This is a genomic window from Bacillus cereus group sp. BfR-BA-01347 (assembly GCF_022663835.1).
GTDB lineage: Bacteria > Bacillota > Bacilli > Bacillales > Bacillaceae_G > Bacillus_A > Bacillus_A thuringiensis_K.
In genome coordinates, this window is the sequence record NZ_JAKUGG010000005.1 from 235,762 (window position 1) to 262,059 (window position 26,298).

Sequence of the window (26,298 nt, forward strand, 5' to 3'; positions counted from 1 at the left end):
ATTTGTAGTGCTTGTCCATATAATTAGTAGTACTCATCCTGTATATGATCAAAGAGTCCTTTCTTCATGCAATACGCAATGTAGGCATTAAAGCGTGGTGTTTTTCGATAACCACCGCTTGTTAAAAGAATCATCCTCATTTTCGCTAATTGATTTACGATTGCTTTCGCTTCTTCTTTATCGATAGAAAGCATTGCCTCAACATCACCAAGTCGTAAATACTTCTGCTGAGCGAACAGTTTGATAAACTCATAGAATTTCATTTCGCCTGTTAACGTATCGATTTTCTTAAGATCTGCCGTAAACTTCTGGTATCTTTCTTCTGTCATTTCTTCCTCTTTTATTGCTAAACGAGCATAGTAATTTAAGCCGCAACCTGGAGCATTGTATAAAGCTTTTAAATACTCCCCAATAAACTCAACGTGTCCCGGCCAAACTTGAATTCTTTCACCTGATTCATCAACTGAATGTGTAAGTGCTGCAAGTGCTACTGCTAAACGAGCCACTTTATTCCGCTGATCTGAAGGAGAAACAAGTGGTATGTCATTCGCATTTCCATATACTTTCGCAAGGTCTGTCGCAACTTCCAGTACTTTATCAATCGTACCGTCTGTAAATAGCACGTCCTCTGGCTTACGTGACCAAGCATATAAGATGTTATTTTTCAAAGTATCCTTCTGTATAATCGATGGATATGTAGCAAGCGTTTGGTTGTACAACTCAGGATCCACATCACTCGCTCTCATAAAAACTGCAAAGTCAAAACGACGTATATCCTCGTTATTGAAAATATCTTTTAAACTTTCTGCGCCTTGAGAGTAATCAGCAAGTCGTTTCCCTTTCGGTACGTTCCCTGACATAATGGCACGTACACGGCAAGGAGTTTCAGCTGTTACAGCTCGTTTAACTTCTAACTTCCCGTCAGAACGTGCAAGTGTCATTTCACCATAATCATCTTTCGTAATACCTGTATCTTCATCAATCCAAATCATTTCTTTATCAGCTAATGGCCACGCACCCCAAACGATGTACCATGCACCTTGAGCACCTGACTGTTCCATCTTGTACGTTAGACCTGTACGAGACGTACTTTCCGCATTCACTCGTGTTCCAAGTCCTGCATATTTCATTACTTTTTCAATGAGCGCGGACTTACCAGTACCTGTATCACCAACGATTTTCAATTCCACCCAACCACGTAACGGATTTAAATCCCACGGTACTTTAAAACGTAAAACACTATGAAGTGTTAGCAATACTGCAAGTAATGTCTCATCACGTTCTACGATGTGTGTTACGTTGTACGTTAAATCGTTACAAATTGCTCCTAGTTTCTGTTCAATTGATTCTGCTGTATAATCTGCCGGCTGAAATGTTGCTAAATCTTCTTTCACTTGTTCATTTAGCTCAAAACTTTCAACCACATCCTGAAGCGGTACCGCACTCTTTACAAGTAGTGTTGACTCCTGATTCTTTGGATGTGGGTATACATAACCTGTTAATTCGTAGTACTTATTCTCACTTACGTTTAGTCCATTTACGGCGTACACTTTTCGTAGTACATAATTCCCTTTATGCTGCTCTTGCTTTTCGTCATCTTCTTCAGCCATCGGGATTACAAGCAACTCTTCAACGTTCATGTTTTCTAAAATATCTGTATTGTATTTCGGACAATTTGGAATGCCTGATATTTCTCGTAAAATGCCTTTTATATTATCGTCACCTACACCTGTCATTTGAATAACTTCCCGATCACTTACGCCCAGGTCTTTATATCCTGTGTGTGTATGGATGTCGTATAGAGGGCAATGTACCTTTTTACAACTTTCTCTGCCCCAGCAATGGTACTCAATGTTTTTCGGAATGATATAAGGTGTATGCTTTTTCCCTGCAACCATGACACGTGTTTTTACAAGCTTTCCAGTAAGATCCGCATTACCTGTCTCTGCTAGATGAAGTAACTTTGCATTCTCTTCTTCCTCAGCATTCTTTTTAATGCAGTGACACATATCACCGGCACATGCTACACGTTCATAATCTTTGCTTCCTGGTTTCTTTTCGCCATGTAGTGAACGAATAAACGCGCAGCCAAATTTGTATGTATTATCACCGCTGTATACCGCATCGATAACACTTCTCGTATTTGCAACACGTTGTTGCTTACCATACTCGTTATCCTCAGATGTAAATTTAAGCACCCAGTCTTCCAGCTCTTTCATTGTTTCTTCTCTCGTGTAGCCAGCGTCTTTGAAGTAACATGCAAGCTGTACTGTTGCCTGATTTCGGTCGCCGTCTTTTTTCCAGCCACCATTTAAAATATCAACTACACATGCCGGTGGTTTATCTTTCTTAAACTGGAATTCTTCTTTTGCATACTTACGAGCACTCGTTGCTGCAGCTTGTTCATATTCTTCTGTCTTATTTATTAGTAAATACCCCGTACGAGGTCTGTATTTCATTGCCTTTTTACGTTCTTCTGCCGTATAAGGTAGATCGTCAGCATGTCTTGGTGATTTTGCTAAATCTTTAATTTCTTCCAGCGTTAATTTGTTTAACTCATTTACACTAATTTCTGTTTTAAATAGGTTTGTTTTTTGATGCATGCTGTTCGGTAAACGAATCATCCGCTTTTCTGTATACACCACAAGGTCTAGTGACGTGAGTCCCAGCCTATGTACTAAGTACCCAGCCATATGTTTGAAGATTTTATGAAGGTCGTTTCTCGGTTCAATACCGAGTGCATCGGAGCTTATTAAGATGTGGAATCCTTTTGATCCAGAAAAGTAAATCCACATATCCGATTCACGAATGTCCATTTCTTTCGTAAAAAATTCCACCAGCTTGATTGCATCCTTTTGGCTGACTGATGGGTCTTCCGCATGGTCAAGGTCAAAATATAGGGGAGCAATAAATGCCTCCCCCTTTACTTTTGTGTCGTTCGCAAATCGTTGAACTGTAGCAAAGCAATTGAAATTGAATGCCTCTCCCGTTTGGAATTGCTTCACTTCAGAGGAAGGGATTCGTTTCCACGGAATGCTTCTACCGTTCTGATTGCTGTACCATGCGTCTACATATTGATACTCACTTGTTTTGTCTTTCTTTTTTGCCATTTGTAGACGCCCTCCTTAATTATTCTGAAGCTTTTTCTGCTTGTTCTGTTTCTTCTACGTTAATTCCGTAATCTTCTGGTTTAAATACACCTACAGGCTGGAAGTCGATACCGATCCATTGGTTACTAGCGTTTGTACGACTTTTACGTTCTGTTGTTACTAAGCGTGTAACAATTTTATTGACACCTAATTTAGACGGAACACCTAGCGCTTTATATTTCCCTGTATACACATTCATCGCAAAACGACCGAAAATAATTGTGTCTGTTGGGCTAAAGCTCATTAAGTAGATACGAGGGAAGTCGTCTGGGCTTAACGTTGATACTGGTACCACTGATGCCATATAACGAAGCTGAATATCATCTAATTCATAGCGTTCCTCAGCTTGTGGGTTTTCAGCTAACCATTGATTGAATACAACTTCCGCATCTTCTTTTGTTTTTTCCGCCACGATCAACTGACCATCTTCAGGAGAATCTTGTTTCCCCCATACAGACCAACGTTGCTCACCGTATCCAATAACTACATCAATATTGTCGCCGTACATTACATTTTCATCATCTTTTTCTACGAAATTCCCTTTCTTGTTAACCGTTAACCACTCGCCCATACGGACGAAATCCATATCAAGACCGTTATTCGCTTCAACGAATCCCTGCTTTGTTTCTTCTAAAATTGCTGAAATATAATTGCTGCCATCGTTTCTTTTCGCCACCGCGTTATTTTGTACCACTACTTCATTTTGATTTGTTTCTTGTGTCATTATTTTTTCCTCCCGCGCCCCTGTAGGCCATGTTTTTTCCATGCTTTACGTTTTGCTTGGCTTTTCTTCTTCCGATAAGTTACTTTTCTGTTATACGAAATCTCGTAATCTTTCGAATCGTATTCTGGAACCTCAACCATTATCGGGATTCCTCGTTGAATAGATAAACTTTTACCGGATCCTCTTGCAAATACCCTTATCACTTTTTTAACGATTTTTTGACCTGTTTCTTTCAAACCCACTTACTTCACCTCTTTCGCTGAAGCAATTAGTTCTGTGATTTCATAAAGTGCACCCACATATTCGTACTTTCTCATCGTTATCACCCCTTTCACCAAGGCATGTCATTTAAGAAGTTAGCCACTGTATCGCGTTCTGTTTTCGGCTTTCTTGGTACTGTTAACCCAATTCTGCTGTATACTTTCCTACGGCTGTGATATTGGTCCTTAAATACTCCAACATTGTAGTCAACGTAATCGAACCAGTATGCTTCTTTATCCGGATTGTTCCGATCAGGACGCATGATACGTCCAATTTCTTGCTCTACTGATGAACCACTATTACTCTCACAGGAGTCACCACGTTTCGGCATTACCATGTGACCAACTACTAAATGCTGCATGTCCAGTCCTTCACGCGCTAACTGAGTGGCAAACAAAATATCTACTTCTTTTCGGTCGCAAGCTTCTAAAATGTCTTTACGTTGCTGTTTTGTTACTTGCCATTCACGAATTTCTTTTTCTGAATACTGAGCAACCTTTACCTGCCAACCGTACTTACCTTGCTTTTTATCTACCGCATGACCACTATCGATAAGCTGCTGTGCATGCTTTTCGCTTTTTGCTTTTCTCCAGGTATAACGACTAATACCTCCGTGTACTACAGCTGTTCTAACATCGATACCAAATCTTGCTTTTGCCATTCGTTTTACGAGTTCTTCAAGTACGAAACAGTAGCGAACTGATTCTGTTATAACAATAGATGGCCCTATACTTGCAGACTCAACAATATTCTCAGCAACTAACTTCGCACGCTTTTTATCAGAAATGAGGTGCCTTATTAGATCTGTGTAATCAAGATCTTCTCCACCAGCATCCACACTATCAATCTCGTTACGGTTACTTGCCGTCTCGTAATTGAACTCGGTATATACGAATTTCACTATCGGTTTTATCAGTCTCCCAGCTTCATACATTCCGTTTCTGCTAATCTCGTACACTTTCGGACCTACACCGTTGTACATATAGATTTCCAATCCATCTTTTCGAGAAGGTGTTGCAGTTAGTCCAATCATATTTTCAGCTGTTAACTTCCCAGCCGTTTCAATGAATTGTATTGCCGGAAAATGATGGGCTTCATCCACTACTACCGTCCCGATAAAATCATTTAGTGCATCGATTATTTGTGGATTTCGCTGCAAGGTTTGTACTGTAGCAACGATTAGTTTACCGTCTCCCCAATCATGTACACCGTCACCGAAAAAGCCGATACGACCGATACCAGACATTGTAGCCTTAGCTCGCTTTGCGGATTGATACATTAAGTCTTTTGTATGCGTAAGCCATAATGCTGCTTTACCCTTTTCGTAAATGTAGCGCATGCCCATTACGGTTTTACCTGAACCAGCCGGTGCTACACCTATTCCGTTTTCTTGCATAAGTGCTTCAACCATTGGTGTCTGGTCCTCTTTTAATACAAACCCGTCATTCCATTCCCCGAAACTAACATCTCGGCCATATGAAATCTGTGAGGTAATAACTTTACTTGGGTCGTAACCTAAGTTTTTCAGTACCTCTTCTAGCTTTGACAAGAAACCTCGAGGCGTAACAATATCGCCTCTGTCATGTACAAACAATTCAAGTTTTGCTTGTACGCCCCATGTAGGTCTACGTTGTTTTTTTGCTTTCAAATACGCTGGATTATCAAATGTTAGCGCCTTAGTAATTGCCGCCTTAAGAGGTGTACTAGCACCTCTTATTCGGATGTTGTGTTTTACAAAGATTTGTAGCAAGTGAGCACCTCCGATAGATCGTAAGAAGGTTCATGGTATGTAAGTCTTGGAAGTGGTAAACAGGGAACCGTCTGACTTTGAAATTCTTCAAGTTTTATATGGTTCACGTTTCGTTTTTTCATATGAATAAGAGCTGTAATAAGTCTGAACGCATAAGCCTCGTCAAGCCCTTTGCTATCATTTAGAAAACTGATAAACACTAAACCTAAATTTCTATCAATAATTTGATCAAAATCCCGTAGCCCGAGAATCTGATTCGGTCTCATATAATCTAGTGAAAATCTAAGACTCTCTGTACGTTTCATTTCAGCTAATATATTTACTTCAGGTGTTATTACAATCTCGTCACCTGGACGAGTTGCACCTGCACCATCTGCAATTCTCATACGCCATACATTCGGAATTTCTCTCCAGCTTCTTCTGATTTCCGCTTGGAAATCATCCCCACGTTGCTGACGTTCACGCTGTTTATTTCTCATTGCTGTTTGTTTTGGATCCATAGCAACCTCCTATGCCAAAAACTTCAGTAGATTCGCTTGTACATAAGCTTTTGCTTTTACAAGATCCGCTGATTCTTTAGCTGTTTCCCAAGCGTCTTTTGCTGCAGATAGACCAATATCTATCGCATTTAATTCCGCCTCAACCGTAGACAGTTCTTCTCTTTCACTCTTTGAATATTGACGGCGATAAGCATCACGCATTTTATCATTTCCTAAAATAACTTTCTGATTATCAATAATTACATATTGGCTTTTACCTTCATGCTGTATTGCCATAAAAGCTTCAGCTTCTTTTAACTTGACCTGTGTATCAAGTTTAGTTTTTTGTTTTAGTAACTTAATTTTTTCACCATAAGCTTCTTCACGTGCCTTACCTTTTTCAAGAACATCCTGTACTGCAGCATCAATTTGTTGTAAGGATGCTTGTAATTCAAGTGGATTTAAAACTCGAACATAGTCAGTCGGTACTTTCTTACCTAAAATTTTTGTTGCTGCTGCAAGTAGCTTTTCTTTCCCATGCTCTTCTTGTAAACTACGAATTTGATTATTTAATTCAGTCATTTTCTGGTCCCACCTCACATTGAATTTTTGGTAGTTCTACTACTAACTTTTTAAGCGTCACGTGCTCTTTAACAATTGAGTCAATTGTTATGTTCATCGTTTCTACTCGATCATGTTCCTCTTTGTTGTAACCAGCTACGCTTATCATCAGCGGTGAAAACTCTACTACTACAGCATTCCAATCATGTTTATTATTGCTATAGTTAGGGCGTCCAAATGGGTTACCACTTGTGACCTGTACCGCCGTACCTTCGCCTAGTTCGTTCTCATCAAACTGCGGTTTGTTTACAATCATGCTCGTAATCCCTCCTTTGCTTCCGCTATTTTCATTAACGCTATTTCTACTACATCAGGATTAATACAATCTGTCTTGGCAATGCTTTCAACAATCGTATTAATATCAACTAGCACATCTTCTTCCGTTTCTGTTTGAATTAATGAAGCAAACTCCTCCATTGCGTAGGCACGCTTCTTCTCCGCTTCAATCCGGCTACGATCAAGTACTTCTTCACCAGGTTTTGCACTTTGAAGTGGGATCCGTTCTAAGTCAAAAACTCCTGGTGATTTTACATCAATAAGAAGTACTTGTATCGGTCTATTAATCTCAGCTTCCGAAGCCGATAAACGTGTGATACTACCGATATTCGCAAACACTTTTCCATCCGAACGATTATAAATACCGAAACCTGTATGATCATGTCCACACAAAACCAAGTCCGCATCTGTTTTTACATCTTGTACTTTTGTGTACCGATCAAAAGGTGGATCATGATCAAGTAACATACCGTGAGCTACATGTATTTTAGTTGACTCATAATCTTCAGTAACTTCTGGTGAATAACCATAACCAGCTTTATCAATTTGATCACTGTACGGTGTAAATGTTAACTGGACGTGATTACCGTCTTGGTGAAACATATGAGCTTGCCCAGGATCATTAATGACTGTAAGCTGTGGGACGATTAACTCCAGTACTCTAAGGCTTGTTCGTTCATACGTTGCAAGGTTGTAGCCGTAAATATCGTGATTACCGGCTGTTGTATAAATTGGAACTGGACTCTCTTTCAATACCTTTGCGAATTCTAGTAACACACTTGTCGTAACCTCAGGCCTATCAAACGTATCTCCAGGTTGGATAATTGCTGTCACACCTTTGTATTTAGCTAGTGCGAAAATCTCACGTAGTTTCGCGATTAATGCCTCTTTGTAGTTATCCTTACGATTACGAGGGTTTGTACCTCGTATATGTGGATCACCGAAATATAGAAACTTCATACTCTCACCTCTGCTTTTTCGTGCTTCGCGTAACGTTGTATCTAAAGTAATTCCACCTTCAACAATGTGGTGCATCAGTGAAGGTTACTTGATTCTTTTTTCTTGATAACTTGTTTTGTGATTTCACCTGTTCCAAGATCTATTGATACATCGTCGTCTTCTTTGATGCCTAAAGCATTTTGAATTTCTATACAAGCAGCGTCATGACGTTCAAAAACTGGTTTTAATAGTTCCTCAGTTCGTTTTACATACTTTTCACGAATAGGAGCAATCTCAGCTTTATATTCAGCTTGCAGCTGTTTTTTAATAGCTTTCTCCGCTTCATCCGCAGCTTGTAATTTTTTTAACTGAGCTTCCGTTGCTTTCCCGATAACTTCCTCAGTAATTTTTAAACCTGCAGCGTTAGCTAATGCACCTTTTAATGCATTTTTAATTTCGCATTTCATACACATATCCATATCTCCCTTTCTATAAAGCAGTTACTATGCTTTTTCCTTGTTTTTGAGTCACACCAAGTGCTACGTCACCTATCTCAGCCAAGTGAGTACTGTGCGTAATTAAAATGATTTGACGTTTAAATTTTGTACTGTATTCCTTCAAGAAGTACGCCACGTTCGGAGCATATTCTTGACTCACGTGCTTTCCAACCTCATCTAAGAATAATGGGCCTCTTACACCACTAATCTCCCCTACGGACAATCTGAGCGCTAGACTAACTACGTCCGCTACACCACCGCCGCGATCATAATCAGGTGGCTTTAATTGCGTTCTTACATCTTCAGACTGTAACCAGTACTCTGCTACTGGTTGATTACCTTTTACGGCAATTTCAATTTCAAATCTGTAGTCTTTGTCAAATACAACTGTAAGGGCTGACGTAACAATTTCTTCTATACGACGTTTTGCTTGCTGCCTTGCATAATCGCTTGTCTTCTGAAGTAGAATTTGCACTAAATCAAACTCCCCAAGTTGCTCCTCAGCTTTTGCTTTTCTTGCTTCTGCGCTTTTTTGTTGCTTAACTAACAAATCACGTTGACCGATTTTCATTTTCAATTTATCGCTTGCCTGACGGATATCCGCTCTTGCTTTTAGAAGCTCGTACATAAAAGTAGCCTCCTTATACCTGCGGGATGAGTCGTTCTACATGCTCCAGGTTTTCTTTAACTGATGTATCAAGCTTATTGATTTCTTCCTGGATCGTTTCAGGCGTTACTCCGTACTGCGCCATTTGTTCAGCGATTTCCGTTAATTGCTTTTCAGCTGAAGACTTTTCCGCCTCTGCTTGGATTTTTGCTGTTTCTGCTTTCTTTAAATTTGCTTTTGCAATTTCAATACGTTGTTTTAATTCCATTACTCATTTCCCCCTTCAAGTTGTTTTGATAGTAAATTTTGTAGCTCTGATTCAAGAAACTTCTTTTGATCTCTTAAACAGGCCAACACAGTTGATCGGATAGCAAAATCAATACTCTTTTCTCCTATACTTTCTGATTCACTCACTAATAAATTCTCATTAAATTTTTTATGAAATAGTGAGACTTTTAAAACATTAGATGTATCGTCAAAAGCTTCAATAACCTCATTGATTTCCATTAATGAATTATTCAGCCTCTCAGCTGTTTGTAAAAACTCGCTCATTTTTTCCGTATCAATCACCACGAATCACCCCTCAATGAGAATGTTCAAAAGACATCGGCGATTCGCATAGCGGACAAACTCCACCAGCCTCGTTCCATGTCTCTTCCAATTCCTTTGTGTAATTTTCAATGTGCTTTTCATATAGTTCCAATGTGCTTGTACTATGACGTACTCTTTGATGCCAGATCATATAGTTTCGTAACAACTCTTTTAATTCAGCTAAATGAGTAACACTGTTCTCAGTATTTGCAATCTGTATTACCACTTCTCTCGGAACATTTAAACGTTCCACACGACTTGTCCAGCTCATATAATAATTGTGTATATTCTGGTATTTTTGTAAAAGCACACTCATTTGACTTAGTTGTGTAATACTTGTTTCGCATTCTTGTAGTTGATCTGACGCATTACCAGGTACAGATAATCTTTCTACATCCTTACTTGTTTTTTCGTAGCCTTGTTTAACCACGCTATGTTGTACATAGAGTTTCTTTAACTCATCCGTTTTCTTTACTTCCTCTTCAATCACAGCTACATTAATGTTTTCAATTACAGTTAACCTCTCGACCTGTAATTGAGCTTCTTGTAATACTTGACTATACTTCTTATAGTTTTGTGATAAGATAGAAAGCAAAGAATATATTTCTTCAGATTTAGTAGAATCTTGTAACAAGTTACTTACTTCTACTAATCCATCAAATTGTTTTAATGTTTCAGTCAATGTCTTCTTGGCGGTGGACAGTGACTCATATCTTTTTTGTAAGTCCAGTAGTGTTTGCAGACGCTGCTGGTCTTTTTCTGTTTCTTCAAGTATTTGTATAAGAACCGGCACTTTTGAAAGCCTCTCATCCTCAACAAACGCTACACGGAATTTTTCAAATGCTATCTGTTGTTGAGTTTGTAGTTGCTGCAGTACCTCTTTCTTTTTATGCAATTCCTCCACGTGCTCCATCAGACTTTCAGCTGTTTTTAACTGCTGTACTTTATCATCCACATCCAAGTACTCGAGTAAGTTACCTGCTAATCTCTCAATTTCTTTTTCAGCTAGTAACCTCTCTTGTCTTGCTGCGTATGTATCTTTTGAAACACTTTTTACCGCGAGATCCACAGCTTCTGTTCCTGCTAACTTACCTAGTACTTTTGCACCCGATGATGGTGTCTCACTTATTAAGAACGGGGCTTCGAGCTGAAATGCGAAATTTAAAGCAGTAACAAAATCTCCAAATGTTTGCTTTGTGATACCGAGTAATTGTTTTACTTCTTCTGGTACCTCTGACTTCTCAAATACACTTCCTACATCCCCAGGATCTGTTTGGATTCTGTACGATGTTTTCCCTTTTCTACGATGCTTCGAAATAATAATGCCGTTACCCAAGTGAATCGCAACCGTAGCATGTCCAACCAATTCATTAACAAAAGCCTCACCTTGAGGTTCGTTAAATGCAATCCAGCGAACCGCTCGTATGATTGATGTTTTACCACTATCAGATGGTCCAGTAATTACGTTCAGCCCATTTCCTAAATTGAAATGGCTATTTGTATGTGACTGGAATCCTTCTACGAAAATCTCATTAATGTTGGCCAACACGTTCACTCCTTTCCGTTAGCTTTAACATGGTGTTTACCGCTTGTTCTTCTGAGCCATTCTTGAAGTAATTTTTACTTTCGCAACATACAGCTTTTACGTCTTTTGCTTTTACTAATCGAGTCGCATAAGTCACATACCGTTGCATGTGTATCACCTCCTTTCAATGATTTAACTTGCCTTTACTTCCGCTTTCTTTTTTCGTGTAACAGTTACTTTGACATTGAAATAGTGTTCATATACTTCCTTAAACACATCTTCAATTTTCCGCCCCCCGTAAGTTTCTTCCCCAATATACAAACCTGATTTCTTTTTCCGCATACTCCTCAGCCCTTTATAGTTTTATCAACGTAATGAGGATAATGTTCTAAAAATTTTTCTTTTGGTGGAAACCCCAGTTCAAACGATTGTCTAACTTCTTTTTTACTGGCTTTTTGCAAGTAAGAGGGTAAATAAAAATGTTCCATAGGGAACCCAAGTACAATTGCGATTTGCAAGGCTAATTTTCCTCCTGGATCGCGTCTACCAGTCTCTAAATCTGCAATATGTCCAGGGGTTACACCAACCTTATCTGCTAGAGCCACCTGTGACATACGTTTTTTACCACGTAAATCCGCTAACCAAGTTCTTTTCATATGTCCACCTCCAGACAACCTTTAATGATTTTTATTATACTGGCGTTTTGCAAGTAAGTAAAGTGGTATTTTTATTTTTTTCTAGAGTATTCTATTCCTCACTCCGCAAAAATATCCAAATCATTGAAAATTTCACTTGCAATATGCGTACATTTTCCATTGTGTAATTGTGCCCTAAAGTGTTATCTTATATATAGATAACATCAAAAAAATAAAAAACGTTTTATATATTTTCATAAAAATTATAAAAATAAAATCAAGAAAAAATATAAAAAGAATTTAACGGGGGTAAAAAGTATGGATATAGGAACTCAATTAAAATTCTTACGAAATAGACGCGGTTGGACAATGCAAGAAGTCGCAGATCGTATTGGTAAAAACGATTCTACGTATAGTGGATATGAGACAAATAAAAGAAAACCAAACGCTGAGGTTCTTGTACAGTTAGCAGACATATTTGATACTACTACAGACTTCATCTTAGGAAGAACAGAAAATCCAAACGGTCTTAACTTTAATGTAAAAGACTTTTTAGATCAAGGCAGACTTCATTCTGATGGGGTAGAAATTACTGATGAGCAAGCTGAAATTGCTAATGTTCTATTAAGACAACTCCTACAAAGAAAGCAGCAATAAGTAAAAAAGGATTAGCCAGATGCTATTCCTTTTTTTGTTGCAATATAGTTGTAATTTGATTGTACTGCTCCTGTGTAATCTGTCCTTGCTTATAAAGTTCCCCCATCAGATAATTCATATCACAACTTACATTTTCAGCACCGAATAATTCACCGATTAAACGTTTTGTTTCTTGTTTTGCAGTCTCTTTTTTCACCTTATTTCCTCCCCTTCATCCTTATAAGTTTGTGAAATATGTATCAATTGGTATAATTTTTCCGAAACCTCCAAAAACGTGACACGCCTATAAAAGACGAAAGACGCTACTATAAGTAGCGTCTTTTTAAATATTCATTTATCTTAATGTACTACATCCCACCTGGATCGACCATCATTAATTGTACTTCTTTAGTATGTACAGTAGCTTTTTCTTTACCTAAATCTTTAGTCTGATCTGAACTAGAACCGATAACCCCAATTGATAACGCAAGTGCGCATAATGTAGTGATTAAAAATTTTTTCATTTTACAACACCCCTTCAGTTATTAAAACGCGCTTCGGAAGTTGCGCATATATTATATTTCCCGTTTTTTCAAATTCTTCTAAAGATTCCCTCGCAATTATTGTATCATTTTCAATTCTAGAAAGATAGTACATTTGAAAAGCAGATAAACCTTGATCTTTTAGCTTTTCAAAAATTTTATAACCGTTTTGCTTATCACCATATAAACACTCATAATAAGCAAGATCACCATCACTAATAAAATCAAAATCAATATTATCTAAATTAAATCCGAACTCAATATATAAAAAGGCAAGAGTCGTTTTAAAAGAGTTATATTTTTGAGTTCCTTTTGGTGAACTTATGCCTTCAAGACATTGAATAGCTTTCAAAATATATTTTTCTGCCATTAATGGATTCTCAAAAATATAACTTTCCCCCAAACAACAATATGCTGTAGCCTTTACAACTGTGAAATTCAATTCGGAATTTATAATGGCATGGCACGTAGCTCTACAGCTATCAATTTCATTGGCATGCAACTGAGTGTAAGCAATTCGTTCCATATGCTGCATACGTAAACAATCTTTGATATAACCGTTATCCATCTTAGCAATATAAGCTTCTGCAGCTTCCGCGTATGATGACATAGCACTATACCTTTGTTTATCATATTCTGCTGCCATTAGTAATGTATTTAATAATACCTGACATTCGAAATCTGATGAAACACGTGTCTCATATATTTCTTCTAGTAGACTTTGACCCTTTTTCCGATTCATATTCCGATGGTTATATAGCGTATATACACTTAAATATTTACGTACATCTTTTTGAAGCTTTTTTAAGTCTGGATCTTCTGTTTCCGCTTTGAACTTTTCAATTAGCGCATCTATAAGGTCATATTCCCCTGCAACCTGGCAATAACTCAATCCTTTTCTTACATTCAAGCTAGTTCCACATTTTAAAATAAAATCTTTAATCCTTTTTGTTTGTTCTATGGGACTTTTATACACATGACGAACCAATTTTTCAAAAACATCAAATTTCATTTCTCCAGTAACAAAAGATAGACCATTTGTAATTGTTGTTCTACTAATACCTGTATCTTTCGCTAATTTTCTTGTACTCATATTTTTTGACTGGATCGTGTTATTTACTTCATTCATCAAAGTCCTCATCCGTATCCTCCTAAATAGAACACAAGACACAGCCCCTGATTTTCTCAACAGGAAAACGTTCACAATAATTATGTATGCTTGAGAAGTATGTTATACTTAATGCTGACTCATGGAAAGTTTTCCCTACATACACTAGGGTAAAACGTTACAACAGTGTTGCCGCACTACTGTAACGCCGTGGGTCTTTTTGCTCTTTTATTTTATCATTTTCATCTTATCATAAGATTCAGAACATTCGTTTCACTCTTTTCTCAAACCATATTGAGAAAGTTTTTTCTAAATCTTCCAGAATTCCCGCAAAAATATCTTACTACTAAACGAACAACCGTTCTAGTTTATATTCTGATTTTATCCGAGAAATTATCAAATGTTGTATTTAAGCTGAATTTCTTGGTATTTATAGTTTAAAAATAATGCCTTATTTATAATATAGGCATGAACACATTTGGAGAAAATTTAAAAAAGTTTAGATCAAATCGTTATTTAACACAAGCGGAACTTGGAGATATGGTCCAATTAAGTCGTAGTCAGGTTAGTAACTTAGAGACCCACTTTAATGAACCGGGCTCAAAATCTTTAGATCGTATCGCCAATTTCTTTAACACATCGGTCGATGCACTTTTAGGAAGAAATATTCCGAATCTGAAGAGCAATTAAAAACCATTCTCGATGAAATCCAAACGGTTTTCGCAGGCCTGGATGAATCACAACGAGAACAATTCTGTAAGCAACTCCTTTTCTACATACAATTTCTAAATGAGAAAAAACAGTTGTTATGAATCGATTGTGGTGGAAATATTTTCTGTATTTAACGGCAAAGTTTCCCTGCAACTAAATCTATAAAAAGCAAGAGCTTTTGTTTGAAACAAGCTCCTGCTTTTTATTTATACGCATCTTTGTCGCTATTAGTATACCAGACAGATGTCCCACCATGACCACCTTGGTGTAGCCACATTTTACGAGGAACATTATTTTCTCCAAGTGCTTCCCACCATTGCGCGAACTGTTTTGTTTTAACATTCCAATCGTTTAAACCATGAACAACAAATACACTCGCTTTTACATTTTTAGCATCTTTTACATAGTTACGTTTATCCCAAAAATCATTATAATTACCTGTTTTTCGGTCTTGTCCAGCCGTTAACTCTTTTATAACTTGTCCGCAAACTTCAGGGTTTTCCCTTGTCAGTACTGCTTCTGCCATATTATCTGTATCTTCCCCTTGATATCCGCCTGGAGCAATGACTGCACCATTTGCACGATAATAATCATACCAACTACTAATTGCTGCGATTGGAATAATTGTTTTTAAACCTTCAACTCCAGTAGTCGCAACAGCATTTGGTAATGTACCATTATAGGAAACTCCAGTCATACCTACATTTCCTGTAGACCAATTTGCCTGAACTTCCTCACCCTGTTCTGTAAATGCTTTCGCGCGACCGTTTACCCAATCAATAACAGATTTTGTCCCGAGTATCTCTTGTTCATCTCCAGTTGTAGGGCATCCATCTGATTTTCCAGTACCAATACTTTCGCCTAGAATAACTGCATAACCTCTTGGCACGTAATAGTTCCCATACGAACCAAGATTAACCGCTCCATACGGTTTTCCTTCATACGCATACAATTCTTCATCTACATTATATACAGGAACATCTTTTAATCCAGATCGATATGGACTCATTTCATAAATAACAGGAACTTTCACATTCGGATCTGTCTTTGGACGCATAACTTTTATCGATACTCTGTCTTTCTTACCGTCTCGATCACTATCAACTTCTGTCTCTACATATAAATTTTCGATAATAGCTTCATCGAGAGAATAAATCGGTTTTGTCATCCCATTTTCTAATTCAATTTTCGTACTTTTAGTCTCTTCCTTCTTCTCTGCATGCACATCCATAGTAAAGCTAGGTATAATTGTTGCAGATAGCATTGCTGACAGTGTAATTGCCATTTTCTTTTTACTCAAAATGTTCCCTCCCCTTATTCGTTCTCTTTTACTATATAACAAAATAACTGAAAATTCAGTTTTATTTTATATAAAAGTTGAGAAACTCAAAGATTTCTTATTAAGTAAAATTTAATGCAGGTATGAAAGTATTTTCCCACTTCCTCCTTCTTTATAAAGTGAAACTTTAATCAGCCCTCACCAATTGGGCGTTTACGATCAGCAGGGCCACTTCTTTGCTTTCGCTGAATTTTGAGGTGGGGTCTTACTGCCCGGCAAATAGCGGGATAAATAGAGAAAAAGACAACCGATATTTCTATCGCTTGCCTTACATTCCATTTATTATTTTTCTAACTCTTTAAAGGTATCTTTCAAGTCTTTATCAGATACCTTTATATCTGCATTTTTAAGCAGTTCTCTAGTAACTTGTTGATGGAATTGAGGATCTTGTATACGTTGCTGTTCTAATTCTTTACGAATATTCTCTTTCTCTTCCTCATACGGTTTAAGCTCTTTTTTATCCGTTAGCTTAATAATATGATATCCGAAAGAAGATTTAACAGGTTCACTCAATTGACCAACTTCTAACTTATACGCAGCATCCTCAAATTCTTTCACCATCATACCAGGTCCAAATTCAGATAGTTCCCCACCTTTTTCTTTAGAACCTGGATCCTCTGAATATTGTTTAGCCAATGCCGCGAAATCTTCGCCACTATTTAATTTTTCTTTAATTTCTTTTGCTGTCTTTTCATCTTTTACTAAAATATGGCTAACTTGAAGCTTTGGCTTATAATGATCTTTAATATCTTTTTCCGTTACGGTTGCTTTAATAGCTTTTTCAAAAGCAAAAGTAAGCTTTAATTTCTCTTTCAACTGATCTTCATTTTTCACACCATTGGATTCCATATATGTATTAAAATTATCGCCCATCTTGTCTTTTAATTCTTTTAGTTGTTTCGTTACCTCTTCATCCGTAACTTTATATTTATCATTTAATACTTTTTCTACTACCATTTCAGATAAATTCTGTTTACCGTAGTTTTCTTTTAATTTTTTGTTAAAATCACTTTCTGAAATGCTTCCTGATTTTGTCGTTACAATATTATCTGATGAACCACATGCAGATAAAGATAACGTCATACCCATTAAAATGCTACCAATTACTAATTTCTTTCTTTTCAAATCTGAATACCTCACTTCATTAAATTCAAATATAACCATTTAAATATAACGTTTTCCTGTGAACTTCACGTGAATTTAATGAAAGTAGAACATTTGCTAATTCTCCATTTAATACATCAATTTTGAACATTATGGTGATTCATCCTGTATCGCTAATCTCTAAAGCTGCAAAAAGGACTAATATTTTCATTAGTCCTTTTTCACATTTATATAAAATTGAATTTCTCCATCTATAGAGGAAACTCCATATTCAAAACCATGCCTTTCTAAAATACTTTTCACTATCGCTAAACCTAATCCTGTACCTGATTTTTCTTTACTACGAGAAGATTCTAGTACATAAAAAGGCTCCCAAATTTTCTCGATATCCTTAATTTTATCCGTAGGAATGCCATTTTTTATTTGGAAATATATACTTTTATTTCTATCTTCTAATGTAATTATTATGTTTTGATTTGCTGTATATTTTATCGCATTAGAAATTAAATTTTGAAACACCATTCTCATTTTATTTAAATCTGCATAAACGATTGTATCGCCCGCATTACAATTTACTTGCAAGTTAATTTCTTTCGAATCCAGTTCAATCTGATGCTTATCTAATATACTCTGGACCAGTGGTTCAATGGGGAATTCTTCTTTTTGTAAAATATCTCTTTCTAGTTTAGAAAATCGTAATAGTTCTTCAATTAAGTTTGATATTTGATCTGTTTGTTTAATAATTGTATCTACATAAGTCCCATCATCTAATCCATCTTTAATCCCCATAGAGTATGCTTTTACTAATGCGATCGGTGTCTTTAATTCATGCGTTACATCACCCATAAATCGTTTTAAATGTTCATTACGATCAGTTAAATCTTGATGTGCTTCATGTAGTTTTTCGCTCATGATATTAATACTATTGGCCAACTCTCCTATTTCATCATTCGTTTTCACTTTCGTTCTTTTAAACTGTAAATGTGAAATATCCTGAGCTACATCACTTAGCTCTTTCAGTGGCGTCGTTATTATTTTTGAAAGTATCCACACAAGTAAAATAATAAGAAGCAGCGAGAAACATACGATGTATAAGTAAAATGTATTTAACGTATTTATAATTTCATTTGAATTCGCAATGGAAGTACCAATTAAAATTATCGTATCATCTTTCGCAATATATTTAGCAAAAAAACTCGCTTTTACCTTTCCTTGATCGTACAGTTTATTCGATTGCCCTTCCGTTTTCACTTTCATGACTTCGTCTTTCGTAATCCAAAGCTTATTTAACGTTACTTTCTTTTTCGTAAGTTGTATGCGTAACGCGTCGTTCATAGCATCTTCTGACTGATTAATTGGCGTATACGCAATTGTAACGTTATTTTCACTTTCAATTATATGGATAACATCTTCTAAGTCATTGACTGGCGCATTTTGTATTTGAGTTGTAAATTCATTTAAGTTCTCACGTGTTTTATAAATATTATATTTCGGCAGGAGATAGTTAATTAACAATAAAGAAATTGTAAATATAAGAATAACGGTTAAAGAAATGCTGAGAAATAGCTTTTTCCCAAGTTTATTCATTTTGTTCCTCCAAACTATAACCCAGCCCACGATGCGTCTTAATAATATTTTCTCCAATTTTTTTACGCAGCCTTCTTACATGTGTATCAACCGTTCTCTCTTCTCCAAAATAGTCAAATCCCCATACAATGTCTAACAATTTTTTACGAGTTAAAATAGTTCCTTTATGATTTAAAAAGCATTTTATTAATTCGAGCTCTGTTTTTGTAATTTCTAACTCTATATCATTTTTATATACTTTATTTTTGGCAAAATTTATCTTTACATCTTGTACTTGAATAATATCATCATGCTGAATAAGTTTTTTCGCTCGTGTAATTAGTACTCCTGGATGAAATGGTTTTTTTACGTACTCATCTGCCCCACTTTGAAGCGCTGCTAATTCATCTTCACTTTCACTTTTCGCCGTAAGCATTAATACTTTTACGCTTGAATTCTTTTTTATTTCCTGACAGACAGTAATACCACTATGTTTCGGCATCATCCAATCCAAAATAGCTAAATCAATTTTTTCATCATAAAATATTTGAAGTGCTTCCTCTCCGTCTTTCGCTAATAATACTTCAAAGCCTTCTTTTTCAAAATAAGCTTTTAAAATCCTTAACATATCTTGTTCGTCATCTGCAATTAAAACTTTCATATTTTTTCCTCCATTGCTTTTAAACAAAAACCAATTGTATCATACAACATCTTTGTTACATGAATGTGACAGAAAAATATTTAAAGCTTTTGAGGGGATAGTAATGGTGAGGTGTTGTACTATGATAAAAAAAATCGGGGTCATTTCTCTTCTTCTATTTCTATTATCAACAAATGCGTTCGCAAATACAAATCAACAAATTGAAGTATTTGATTGTCAAAAAGAAATGGTCATTCAAAAACAATCTTTAGATCCAGTAATCCAAAAAGAAGCAGTTCAATACGCTAAATCAATTACTGGTCCATTTAAAAACTTAAATGTCGTTCCAAAAGATGGCTATATGATAAAAATCCCTTTATCTAAGCCGGTTTCTATTACTAATCAATGGTTACACACTACAATAGACGAAGTACTTATACTACTCCCACTAAAAGAAAAGCCTTATATTATGCTTTATGATGATGAAAATAATCCGCATTTTTATTATGTAAAAGGTAAACCAGGATTATTATTGAAACAAATGAAGGTTAAAATGTAATTGAATGAAAAGGAGCCACCTTATAAGCTAAATTTTAAAAGCTAAGGTGCTCTTTTTTATAATAACAATTTAGTAAATGAAATTATAAAAGTTGTTTTTTTATATAAGGGTCGCAACTTCATATATATCAGCGATTTTTAAGATATATCGATTTACCAACAAAAACCCTGTCCGTAGCTATTCTTTGGATAGCAATCTCTATAATAGTTTGTAGTGACTCGATCCCTTATATAATCCCCCTTTTACAAATCCATTTGCAGTATAAAACACATCCCCTTGCTTCGTGTCAGCATGTAAAACAATCACTTCAAAATACTTTTCCGCATGACATAATAGTTGGTTTAATAATAAGTTCCCTAACCCTATACGCCGATAATCCCTTGAAATATAAAATCTCCTTAACCGCACAATCTTATTGTCTTTTGTGTACGGATCCTCATTTAAACCTCCAACTCCAATTAACATATCACCTTGGAAAACACCATATAAACATTCTCCAGTTTTATTGAATACATTTATTTTGTTTTTATATTCATTTATTAGTCTTATAAGGAAATTAAAACCTTCTTCTTCACTGTCTTGAACGAGATGACTGAATTCATACTCCATTAAATTTTCTATTTTTTGAATATGTATATCTTTCAAGTCCATTCCCCCTAAGTATGAAAACACATAAAAATGCTCGAGAATCATTTATTCTGAGCATTTTTATGGTTGTTACTTTATGTAATTCATAGCGTGCGTATTCTTCACTTCAGATAATATCCCCTTCAACTCCATTAAATCATCTATTACTATATCAGCCTGAGCAAGTTCATCTTCTTGCGCAAAATCAAAATTACATCCAATCGCAAGTAAACCGTTGTCTTTCGCTGCATTTATATCAGATAGCCGGTCACCAACTACCGCTGCCTCTTTTATATCATATTTGTTCATAATACTTTTAACTAAGTCACCTTTATTTAGCGATTGTATTTGTTCAATACTAAACGTTTCAGTCACCCACTTGTCTAAAGCATAATAAGTTACGATTGCTCTTAAATATTCTTTCAAACCATTACTAGCAATGTAAATTGAACAATTATTTTCTTTTATATATGTAAATATTTCTTTTACATTTGGATATAAAGCGCCTTTTCCGCTTTTTATGTTTTCAATTAGTCTATCTAAAAAATATGCATCTGTTTGTTCTCTTATTTCAATAGAATGGTCCGGTAATAAAGCTTCCCAAACTTTCGGTAGCGGCACACCCATAATTTCACGGTATTTTTCAATCGGTGTTACCGTATCCCATAATTGAAGTGATCTTAAGTGATCAAAAGTATCATCTAGCGATAATTCTAAAATTTTATCTGTTTGAAATAATGTTCCATCCATATCAAAAATTAATGCTTGTAACATTCCTATCTCTCCTTTTGGACTATAGTTTTACCAGATATATTTTTAAGCATCTCAATAATAATTTCTGAACAATAATTCGCAGCAGTTTTCGCGAAGTCATCATAAGAAACTTGAGCTTCATCATCTGCGCTGTCAGAAATACATCGTATAACAAGAAACGGTATATCATTTATGTAGGCGACATGTCCAATTGCTGCTCCTTCCATTTCTGTACAATGAGGTGCGTATTCGTCTATTAATTTCGCCTTTAACTTTGAATCTTCAACAAAACATTCACCGCTGACGATTCTTCCTTCATGAACCCTAGTACGTAAACTACTACTATTACATGCTTTACGTGCTAACTCTACCAATTCCTTACTTGCGATAAATTCTTCCTTGAACGGAAATAAGTTTTTCATTTGATTTTTACTTACATCATGATGGGTTACGTTAGTTGAAATAACTAAATTGCCAACTTTTACATCTGGATGTAACCCACCAGCAACGCCTGTATTAATGATAGAGTCTACATCAAATTTATGAATTAATGTTTGCGCGCATGCAGCTGCATTTACTTTCCCCTACACCAGAACGTGTAATAATTACTTCTATTCCCATGAATTCTCCAATATAAAAAGGCATTCCCGCTATTGTCTGTTCCTCTTGTATAACTAGTTTTTCTAAAAGTAAATCTATTTCAATTTGCATTGCTCCAATAATGCCGATTCTGTTCATGTATGTAGTCTCCTTTATTAATTAATCCCTTTAATCCTCTCAGACATAACCGACAATAAAAATTTCGGAAGTACAAGTTGTCTCTTTAACCTTTTCGGCTGTGAGAGTAACCTATACAGCCATTCAGTTCCGGTATCCCTCATCATTTTCGGTGCTCTTTTTACAGTACCAGATATTATATCAATCATGCCTCCGATACCAATAGATAGCGGAACGTTTAATGTTTGTATGTTTTCATAGATGAACTCTTCTTGTTTTGGTGAACCTAGTCCTACTAGTAGTAAATGCGGCTTGAATTGCTTAATTTTCATTTTTATTTCTTCTATTTCTTCACCATTTACAAATCCATGCTGTCCTTTAAACTGCGCCCCTGGGAACTGCTCATTTAATTTTTCTAATACCTTTTTATTACTTTCTGGAGCGGCTCCAAAAAGAAAGACACGATATTCATTGTCGTTACAATATTTTATTAAATCGTGAGTTAAATCCGCTCCAGTAACACGTTCTTTCAAAGTTCCTTTTAATATTTTCGAGCCAATTATGACACCAATCCCATCCGCTGTTATTAAATCCGCAGATAGTAACATCTTTTTAAACTGCTTTGATTTTTCCGTATTTTCCTTTGCAGACATAACAATTTCAGGATTTGCAGTTACTACAAACCTTGGTTTCTCTTGTTGTTCATGTAGCCAACCTTTTAATAAACTTATAGCTTTTGCATATTCTAAAGTTGAAAAAGGTATACCTTTTATAAACTGCTGATCCACTATACTCTCCCCTTACATAAGCTGCAAATATTCATCAATATCTTTAGAAATTTGAATAAAAGCCTTATTCCAAAATTCATAATTTCTTATATCTATTTCAAAATATTTTTTCATAAGCTCCTCTACTGGAACCTTTCCTGTTTCTCGTAAAAACTCTTTATATTTCGAATGAAAAGTACCTTTACTTTCTTGAGCGATTTCTAATAAACTAAAACTTACTAAATATCCAATTGTGTATGGATAATTGTAAAAAGGAACATCTGCTATATAAAATTGAATATATTTCATCCATACAAACGGTTGGTATTCACTTAAAGCATTTCCATAAGCTTCTTTCTGTGCCATTATAGATAATTTCTCAATTTCATCAGCACTTAAAGGACCCTCTTTACATTTTTCATAAAATGTTTTTTCAAACTGATACGATGCTCGTATTGCCATTACATAATTAAAACTATTTCTTATTTTCCAGCTAAGTAATGACTTTTTCATATCTTTACTATCCGTTGTTTCAATTAGATAATTTAAGAGTACCGTTTCAAAGAAAATAGATGCTGATTCAGCCGTACTCATTGGCAAATTATCATCTAAAAAAGATATAGATTGTTCGAAACTCATATTATAAAAATGCCAAGCGTGTCCTAATTCATGAGCGAGCACTCTTACACTATCTATACTCCCATCATAGCGCATTGAAATTCGTGATTCTTTCTCACTGAAAAATGGAGCACAAAACCCACCTGGTGGTTTATTCTCTCTCGGTTCAGCATCTACCCATCCACTTTCTATCGCATTACGTGCAAATTCTGCTAATTCTTCATCAATATTCTTACATGCATCATAAACGTTTTGTACTGCTACTGAAAAAGGAATTATAACCTCATTACTTTCCTTTACTGTCATAAGTTCATGCCATGTAATTGACTCTTTTCCCTTCTTATACACGTTTAAAGCACTTACTAATTTATCAAGGTTTTCTTCTGTCGCATTCCACATTTGGAATAATACAGCTTCTGAAATGCCATTCGCATGAAAAGATTGTGTTAAAATCTCTCTATCTTCTATTTCATTACTCTTTGCATTACGCAATCTCCCTATTTGATTTAATACAGTAGCAAAGATTTCTTTTTCCTTATGTAAAGTACTTGTAAGTAACTCGAATACTTCTAATCTTTCCTTTTCATTTTCACTATTCATTGCAATATTATTTGCTTGTCCAAAGGATAATTGTTTATTATTGTGCTCTATTTCTATCCTATCCCGTAATTGTATGTACATATCTTCCCACGCACTAAGTTCATTTTTTATAAACTTAATATTAATATTATCGGAAGTTTCTACTTCACTATGTTTTATTATTTGCTGTACTTCACTTTTTAGTTCCTTCACTTTCACATTCAATTTAGTAAGGTCAGATGAAACACTTTCTTCAACCCATTGACAATACAAATAGTATTCTGCTTTTTCAATAGCTTGTATAAGCTTTGAAAGAACCTCTACATCTTTTGTTACAAAATATTGCTCTTTCAACTCTAAAATCGGAAATAGAATATCCTCATTCAAATACAATCGATTTAAATCCCATCTAGCAATTTCTTGCATTTTTATAGCCGCCTCCTATTTTTACAAATAGTTACAGATATTTCTTCCTACACAATTATATATGAAATAAAAAAATTTCGATATCCTTAAATATTCAGATTCCTATAAATGCATTCTTATTTATATCTTTTCTTCTACCATAAAGTATCATTTCACATATAAAAAATAATCCCTCTACAGGATTGCATTTGATATAGGCTAACTTCAAAGGTTTCATCTTCATCCATACCATATCGACCGATTATCACAGATTAAAAAATAAAAAAGGATTGATCAAAAGATCAATCCTTTACTCTACTTCATTTAAGAAAAATAACGTTATAACGCCAGGACCTGTATGTGCACCGATTGCTGCACCAATTGTATTTACGATAAATACTTCACAGCCAAATCTTTCCGTAATTAATGCTTTTAATGCTTCAGCTGTTTCTAAATCGTCACCGTGAGTCATACCGATTGTTTGACCTTTAAGGTCTTTACCACGCTCTTCCATAATATCAACAATACGGCTTAATACTTTCTTTTTCCCTCGTACCTTTTCAAGTGGGACAAGTTTTCCTTCTTCCACGTTCAAAATCGGCTTAATGTTTAATAAACCACCGATAAATCCTGCTACTTTACTTAAGCGTCCGCCTCTAACAAGGTACTGTAAGTCAGCTACAGTGAAGATATGTTCCATATGGTTCATTAGAAAAGCGACACGGTTTAATATGTCTTCTTTTGATGCGCCGTTTTTTGCCATTTTAGCAGCTTCTAATACGACAAGCCCTTGACCAAGCGAAGCACATTTCGTATCAATAATTTCTAAATCTAAATCTGCATATGTTTCTTTTACTTCCTCTTTAATGACAACTGATGATTGATATGTACCAGACAGTTCAGATGAAAAAGCTAAATATATACAAGGATTACCTTCTTTTGCATAAGAAACAAATTTTTCTTGGAAAGTTTCAAGTGAAGGCAATGACGTTTTATAAACAGCGTCTTCTCTCATTTTTTGCAGTAATGTAACTGACTCTAATGTTACTCCATCTAAATACTCTGTTTCTACTTCATCATATACACGGAGTGGAATTAAATCAATATCATATGCTTGCAGCAATTCTACTGGTAAATCCGCCGCACTATCCGTAATGATTTTAACACCCATTTTTAAACCTCTATTCTGTTATAAATATAAAATAATAAAATAAAAATAGTACTTTTAAATTATATACGTAAAACTTAAATGAAGAAAGGAAAACACTTTATATTGTATGCACTATTCTTCAAAACTTGAACTATTAATGAAAATGGTTCTATTTTAAACACCTTTTTCTTATCATTTTTCAATAACACGAATAATTTTATAAGTATTTTGTATCATCATATTTTAATTCTTTATCTTAATATAATCTTTTCAAATTTATACTGTTTAAAATTTAAAAGCCACATCCAATAATGAAGTGACCCCCGAAAGTTAGACAGGTCGTTTCATTAGGCAGCCTCTAGGGTATGAGCCCGGTATTGTACTGGGCTCATACCCTTTAATTTTGCCTTAATTCTTTTATGA

Annotated in this window: 29 protein-coding genes and 3 pseudogenes; 3 read left to right on the top strand and 29 right to left on the bottom strand. The window is 35.4% G+C overall.

Features of this window, described 5'->3' with window-relative positions; genetic code table 11:
- Positions 1 to 23 precede the first annotated feature (23 nt).
- From MR143_RS11390 to MR143_RS11465, 16 genes are all read right to left on the bottom strand, one after another.
- A complete protein-coding gene (locus tag MR143_RS11390) occupies positions 24 to 3,110 on the bottom strand; it encodes a DNA primase small subunit domain-containing protein (protein ID WP_001074794.1) in 3,087 nt (1,028 codons plus the stop codon).
- 19 nt (positions 3,111 to 3,129) lie between these two features.
- Positions 3,130 to 3,873 carry a hypothetical protein gene (locus MR143_RS11395; protein ID WP_242280772.1) on the bottom strand — a complete coding sequence of 248 codons (744 nt, stop codon included), beginning with the start codon at positions 3,871 to 3,873 and terminating at the stop codon, positions 3,130 to 3,132.
- Positions 3,873 to 4,115 (bottom strand): hypothetical protein, encoded by a 243-nt coding sequence (locus MR143_RS11400; protein ID WP_242280773.1) that lies wholly within the window; start codon positions 4,113 to 4,115, stop codon positions 3,873 to 3,875. The genes MR143_RS11395 and MR143_RS11400 overlap by 1 nt, the downstream gene beginning before the upstream one ends.
- 89 nt (positions 4,116 to 4,204) lie before the next feature.
- A complete protein-coding gene (locus tag MR143_RS11405; protein WP_242280780.1) occupies positions 4,205 to 5,782 on the bottom strand; it encodes a DEAD/DEAH box helicase in 1,578 nt (525 codons plus the stop codon).
- An 83-nt stretch (positions 5,783 to 5,865) separates the two neighbouring features.
- Positions 5,866 to 6,384 carry a M48 family metalloprotease gene (locus MR143_RS11410; protein ID WP_098328505.1) on the bottom strand — a complete coding sequence of 173 codons (519 nt, stop codon included), beginning with the start codon at positions 6,382 to 6,384 and terminating at the stop codon, positions 5,866 to 5,868.
- Between the two features lie 9 nt (positions 6,385 to 6,393).
- Positions 6,394 to 6,945 carry a hypothetical protein gene (locus tag MR143_RS11415; protein ID WP_061684585.1) on the bottom strand — a complete coding sequence of 184 codons (552 nt, stop codon included), beginning with the start codon at positions 6,943 to 6,945 and terminating at the stop codon, positions 6,394 to 6,396.
- On the bottom strand, positions 6,938 to 7,240 hold the full coding sequence (locus MR143_RS11420; protein WP_042597771.1) for a hypothetical protein: 303 nt from the start codon (positions 7,238 to 7,240) through the stop codon (positions 6,938 to 6,940). Before MR143_RS11420 ends, MR143_RS11415 begins: the two co-directional genes overlap by 8 nt.
- A complete protein-coding gene (locus MR143_RS11425; protein ID WP_242280774.1) occupies positions 7,237 to 8,295 on the bottom strand; it encodes a metallophosphoesterase family protein in 1,059 nt (352 codons plus the stop codon). Before MR143_RS11425 ends, MR143_RS11420 begins: the two co-directional genes overlap by 4 nt.
- Entirely contained in the window at positions 8,295 to 8,672 is a 378-nt protein-coding gene (locus tag MR143_RS11430) for a hypothetical protein (protein ID WP_131251719.1), read from the bottom strand. Before MR143_RS11430 ends, MR143_RS11425 begins: the two co-directional genes overlap by 1 nt.
- Positions 8,673 to 8,688: 16 nt before the next feature.
- Positions 8,689 to 9,324: a chromosome partitioning protein ParA gene (locus MR143_RS11435; RefSeq protein ID WP_242280775.1), complete on the bottom strand. Its 636-nt coding sequence runs from the start codon at positions 9,322 to 9,324 to the stop codon at positions 8,689 to 8,691.
- 13 nt (positions 9,325 to 9,337) lie between these two features.
- Entirely contained in the window at positions 9,338 to 9,571 is a 234-nt protein-coding gene (locus tag MR143_RS11440) for a hypothetical protein (RefSeq protein WP_000421150.1), read from the bottom strand.
- Entirely contained in the window at positions 9,571 to 9,873 is a 303-nt protein-coding gene (locus MR143_RS11445; RefSeq protein ID WP_242280776.1) for a hypothetical protein, read from the bottom strand. The genes MR143_RS11440 and MR143_RS11445 overlap by 1 nt, the downstream gene beginning before the upstream one ends.
- A 13-nt stretch (positions 9,874 to 9,886) precedes the next feature.
- Positions 9,887 to 11,443, bottom strand: a complete 1,557-nt coding sequence (locus MR143_RS11450) for an AAA family ATPase (protein ID WP_242280777.1) — start codon at positions 11,441 to 11,443, stop codon at positions 9,887 to 9,889.
- The gene (locus tag MR143_RS11455; RefSeq protein ID WP_001190219.1) at positions 11,427 to 11,588 is read right to left on the bottom strand and encodes a hypothetical protein; all 162 of its coding nucleotides are present in this window, start codon (positions 11,586 to 11,588) and stop codon (positions 11,427 to 11,429) included. Before MR143_RS11455 ends, MR143_RS11450 begins: the two co-directional genes overlap by 17 nt.
- Positions 11,589 to 11,611: 23 nt before the next feature.
- Positions 11,612 to 11,761 carry a hypothetical protein gene (locus MR143_RS11460; protein ID WP_165498052.1) on the bottom strand — a complete coding sequence of 50 codons (150 nt, stop codon included), beginning with the start codon at positions 11,759 to 11,761 and terminating at the stop codon, positions 11,612 to 11,614.
- A gap of 5 nt (positions 11,762 to 11,766) precedes the next feature.
- Positions 11,767 to 12,075, bottom strand: a complete 309-nt coding sequence (locus MR143_RS11465) for a helix-turn-helix transcriptional regulator (RefSeq protein WP_242280778.1) — start codon at positions 12,073 to 12,075, stop codon at positions 11,767 to 11,769.
- Positions 12,076 to 12,372: 297 nt separating this feature from the next.
- Here MR143_RS11465 and MR143_RS11470 point away from each other — a divergent pair, with 297 nt between their 5' ends.
- Complete coding sequence (locus tag MR143_RS11470) at positions 12,373 to 12,711, top strand: helix-turn-helix domain-containing protein (RefSeq protein ID WP_000351123.1); 339 nt, start codon at positions 12,373 to 12,375, stop codon at positions 12,709 to 12,711.
- Positions 12,712 to 12,733: 22 nt separating this feature from the next.
- On the opposite strand, the gene MR143_RS11475 is transcribed toward MR143_RS11470, so the two are convergent.
- The 3 genes from MR143_RS11475 to MR143_RS11485 all read right to left on the bottom strand — a co-directional run bounded on the left by MR143_RS11475 (position 12,734) and on the right by MR143_RS11485 (position 14,361).
- Entirely contained in the window at positions 12,734 to 12,907 is a 174-nt protein-coding gene (locus tag MR143_RS11475) for a hypothetical protein (protein WP_086395748.1), read from the bottom strand.
- A 151-nt stretch (positions 12,908 to 13,058) separates the two neighbouring features.
- Entirely contained in the window at positions 13,059 to 13,214 is a 156-nt protein-coding gene (locus tag MR143_RS11480) for a hypothetical protein (RefSeq protein ID WP_165498051.1), read from the bottom strand.
- Between the two features lies 1 nt (position 13,215).
- Positions 13,216 to 14,361, bottom strand: a complete 1,146-nt coding sequence (locus MR143_RS11485) for an AimR family lysis-lysogeny pheromone receptor (protein WP_086395786.1) — start codon at positions 14,359 to 14,361, stop codon at positions 13,216 to 13,218.
- A 447-nt stretch (positions 14,362 to 14,808) separates the two neighbouring features.
- Between MR143_RS11485 and MR143_RS33160 the strand changes: the two are divergent.
- A pseudogene (locus MR143_RS33160) lies at positions 14,809 to 15,152 on the top strand (helix-turn-helix domain-containing protein).
- A 140-nt stretch (positions 15,153 to 15,292) separates the two neighbouring features.
- Here MR143_RS33160 and MR143_RS11495 read toward each other — a convergent pair.
- The 4 genes and pseudogenes from MR143_RS11495 to MR143_RS11510 form a co-directional block, all read right to left on the bottom strand.
- Positions 15,293 to 16,351, bottom strand: a pseudogene (locus MR143_RS11495) (CocE/NonD family hydrolase); the annotation flags it as partial.
- 321 nt (positions 16,352 to 16,672) lie between these two features.
- Complete coding sequence (locus MR143_RS11500) at positions 16,673 to 17,515, bottom strand: peptidylprolyl isomerase PrsA (protein WP_002103226.1); 843 nt, start codon at positions 17,513 to 17,515, stop codon at positions 16,673 to 16,675.
- A gap of 189 nt (positions 17,516 to 17,704) precedes the next feature.
- On the bottom strand, positions 17,705 to 19,081 hold the full coding sequence (locus tag MR143_RS11505) for a sensor histidine kinase (protein ID WP_001037264.1): 1,377 nt from the start codon (positions 19,079 to 19,081) through the stop codon (positions 17,705 to 17,707).
- Complete coding sequence (locus tag MR143_RS11510) at positions 19,074 to 19,721, bottom strand: response regulator transcription factor (RefSeq protein ID WP_000865978.1); 648 nt, start codon at positions 19,719 to 19,721, stop codon at positions 19,074 to 19,076. The genes MR143_RS11505 and MR143_RS11510 overlap by 8 nt, the downstream gene beginning before the upstream one ends.
- A gap of 121 nt (positions 19,722 to 19,842) precedes the next feature.
- Between MR143_RS11510 and MR143_RS11515 the strand changes: the two genes are divergently transcribed.
- A complete protein-coding gene (locus tag MR143_RS11515; RefSeq protein ID WP_000591771.1) occupies positions 19,843 to 20,259 on the top strand; it encodes a hypothetical protein in 417 nt (138 codons plus the stop codon).
- Between the two features lie 198 nt (positions 20,260 to 20,457).
- On the opposite strand, the gene MR143_RS11520 is transcribed toward MR143_RS11515, so the two are convergent.
- From MR143_RS11520 to MR143_RS11545, 6 genes and pseudogenes are all read right to left on the bottom strand, one after another.
- Positions 20,458 to 20,952: a GNAT family N-acetyltransferase gene (locus MR143_RS11520; RefSeq protein ID WP_057187471.1), complete on the bottom strand. Its 495-nt coding sequence runs from the start codon at positions 20,950 to 20,952 to the stop codon at positions 20,458 to 20,460.
- A 24-nt stretch (positions 20,953 to 20,976) separates the two neighbouring features.
- Positions 20,977 to 21,660 (bottom strand): HAD hydrolase-like protein, encoded by a 684-nt coding sequence (locus tag MR143_RS11525; RefSeq protein WP_002181464.1) that lies wholly within the window; start codon positions 21,658 to 21,660, stop codon positions 20,977 to 20,979.
- Between the two features lie 2 nt (positions 21,661 to 21,662).
- Positions 21,663 to 22,377, bottom strand: a pseudogene (locus MR143_RS11530) (5'-methylthioadenosine/adenosylhomocysteine nucleosidase).
- A gap of 17 nt (positions 22,378 to 22,394) precedes the next feature.
- On the bottom strand, positions 22,395 to 23,144 hold the full coding sequence (locus tag MR143_RS11535; protein WP_000372660.1) for a WecB/TagA/CpsF family glycosyltransferase: 750 nt from the start codon (positions 23,142 to 23,144) through the stop codon (positions 22,395 to 22,397).
- A gap of 12 nt (positions 23,145 to 23,156) precedes the next feature.
- The gene (locus MR143_RS11540) at positions 23,157 to 24,746 is read right to left on the bottom strand and encodes a M3 family metallopeptidase (protein ID WP_001155365.1); all 1,590 of its coding nucleotides are present in this window, start codon (positions 24,744 to 24,746) and stop codon (positions 23,157 to 23,159) included.
- A gap of 289 nt (positions 24,747 to 25,035) precedes the next feature.
- Positions 25,036 to 25,896, bottom strand: coding sequence for a DegV family protein (locus tag MR143_RS11545; protein ID WP_199717764.1), 861 nt, complete (start codon positions 25,894 to 25,896; stop codon positions 25,036 to 25,038).
- Between the last annotated feature and the right edge of the window lie 402 nt (positions 25,897 to 26,298).

Bases quoted from the DNA above. Each gene is read 5' to 3' on its own strand.
- MR143_RS11390 (WP_001074794.1), bottom strand. From the start codon at position 3,110: ATGGCAAAAAAGAAAGACAAAACAAGTGAGTATCAATATGTAGACGCA.
- MR143_RS11395 (WP_242280772.1), bottom strand. From the start codon at position 3,873: ATGACACAAGAAACAAATCAAAATGAAGTAGTGGTACAAAATAACGCG.
- MR143_RS11410 (WP_098328505.1), bottom strand. From the start codon at position 6,384: ATGGATCCAAAACAAACAGCAATGAGAAATAAACAGCGTGAACGTCAG.
- MR143_RS11415 (WP_061684585.1), bottom strand. From the start codon at position 6,945: ATGACTGAATTAAATAATCAAATTCGTAGTTTACAAGAAGAGCATGGG.
- MR143_RS11420 (WP_042597771.1), bottom strand. From the start codon at position 7,240: ATGATTGTAAACAAACCGCAGTTTGATGAGAACGAACTAGGCGAAGGT.
- MR143_RS11425 (WP_242280774.1), bottom strand. From the start codon at position 8,295: ATGCACCACATTGTTGAAGGTGGAATTACTTTAGATACAACGTTACGC.
- MR143_RS11430 (WP_131251719.1), bottom strand. From the start codon at position 8,672: ATGTGTATGAAATGCGAAATTAAAAATGCATTAAAAGGTGCATTAGCT.
- MR143_RS11435 (WP_242280775.1), bottom strand. From the start codon at position 9,324: ATGTACGAGCTTCTAAAAGCAAGAGCGGATATCCGTCAGGCAAGCGAT.
- MR143_RS11440 (WP_000421150.1), bottom strand. From the start codon at position 9,571: ATGGAATTAAAACAACGTATTGAAATTGCAAAAGCAAATTTAAAGAAA.
- MR143_RS11455 (WP_001190219.1), bottom strand. From the start codon at position 11,588: ATGCAACGGTATGTGACTTATGCGACTCGATTAGTAAAAGCAAAAGAC.
- MR143_RS11460 (WP_165498052.1), bottom strand. From the start codon at position 11,761: ATGCGGAAAAAGAAATCAGGTTTGTATATTGGGGAAGAAACTTACGGG.
- MR143_RS11465 (WP_242280778.1), bottom strand. From the start codon at position 12,075: ATGAAAAGAACTTGGTTAGCGGATTTACGTGGTAAAAAACGTATGTCA.
- MR143_RS11470 (WP_000351123.1), top strand. From the start codon at position 12,373: ATGGATATAGGAACTCAATTAAAATTCTTACGAAATAGACGCGGTTGG.
- MR143_RS11480 (WP_165498051.1), bottom strand. From the start codon at position 13,214: ATGAAAAAATTTTTAATCACTACATTATGCGCACTTGCGTTATCAATT.
- MR143_RS11485 (WP_086395786.1), bottom strand. From the start codon at position 14,361: ATGAATGAAGTAAATAACACGATCCAGTCAAAAAATATGAGTACAAGA.
- MR143_RS11505 (WP_001037264.1), bottom strand. From the start codon at position 19,081: ATGAATAAACTTGGGAAAAAGCTATTTCTCAGCATTTCTTTAACCGTT.
- MR143_RS11510 (WP_000865978.1), bottom strand. From the start codon at position 19,721: ATGAAAGTTTTAATTGCAGATGACGAACAAGATATGTTAAGGATTTTA.
- MR143_RS11515 (WP_000591771.1), top strand. From the start codon at position 19,843: ATGATAAAAAAAATCGGGGTCATTTCTCTTCTTCTATTTCTATTATCA.
- MR143_RS11520 (WP_057187471.1), bottom strand. From the start codon at position 20,952: ATGATTCTCGAGCATTTTTATGTGTTTTCATACTTAGGGGGAATGGAC.
- MR143_RS11525 (WP_002181464.1), bottom strand. From the start codon at position 21,660: ATGTTACAAGCATTAATTTTTGATATGGATGGAACATTATTTCAAACA.
- MR143_RS11540 (WP_001155365.1), bottom strand. From the start codon at position 24,746: ATGCAAGAAATTGCTAGATGGGATTTAAATCGATTGTATTTGAATGAG.
- MR143_RS11545 (WP_199717764.1), bottom strand. From the start codon at position 25,896: ATGGGTGTTAAAATCATTACGGATAGTGCGGCGGATTTACCAGTAGAA.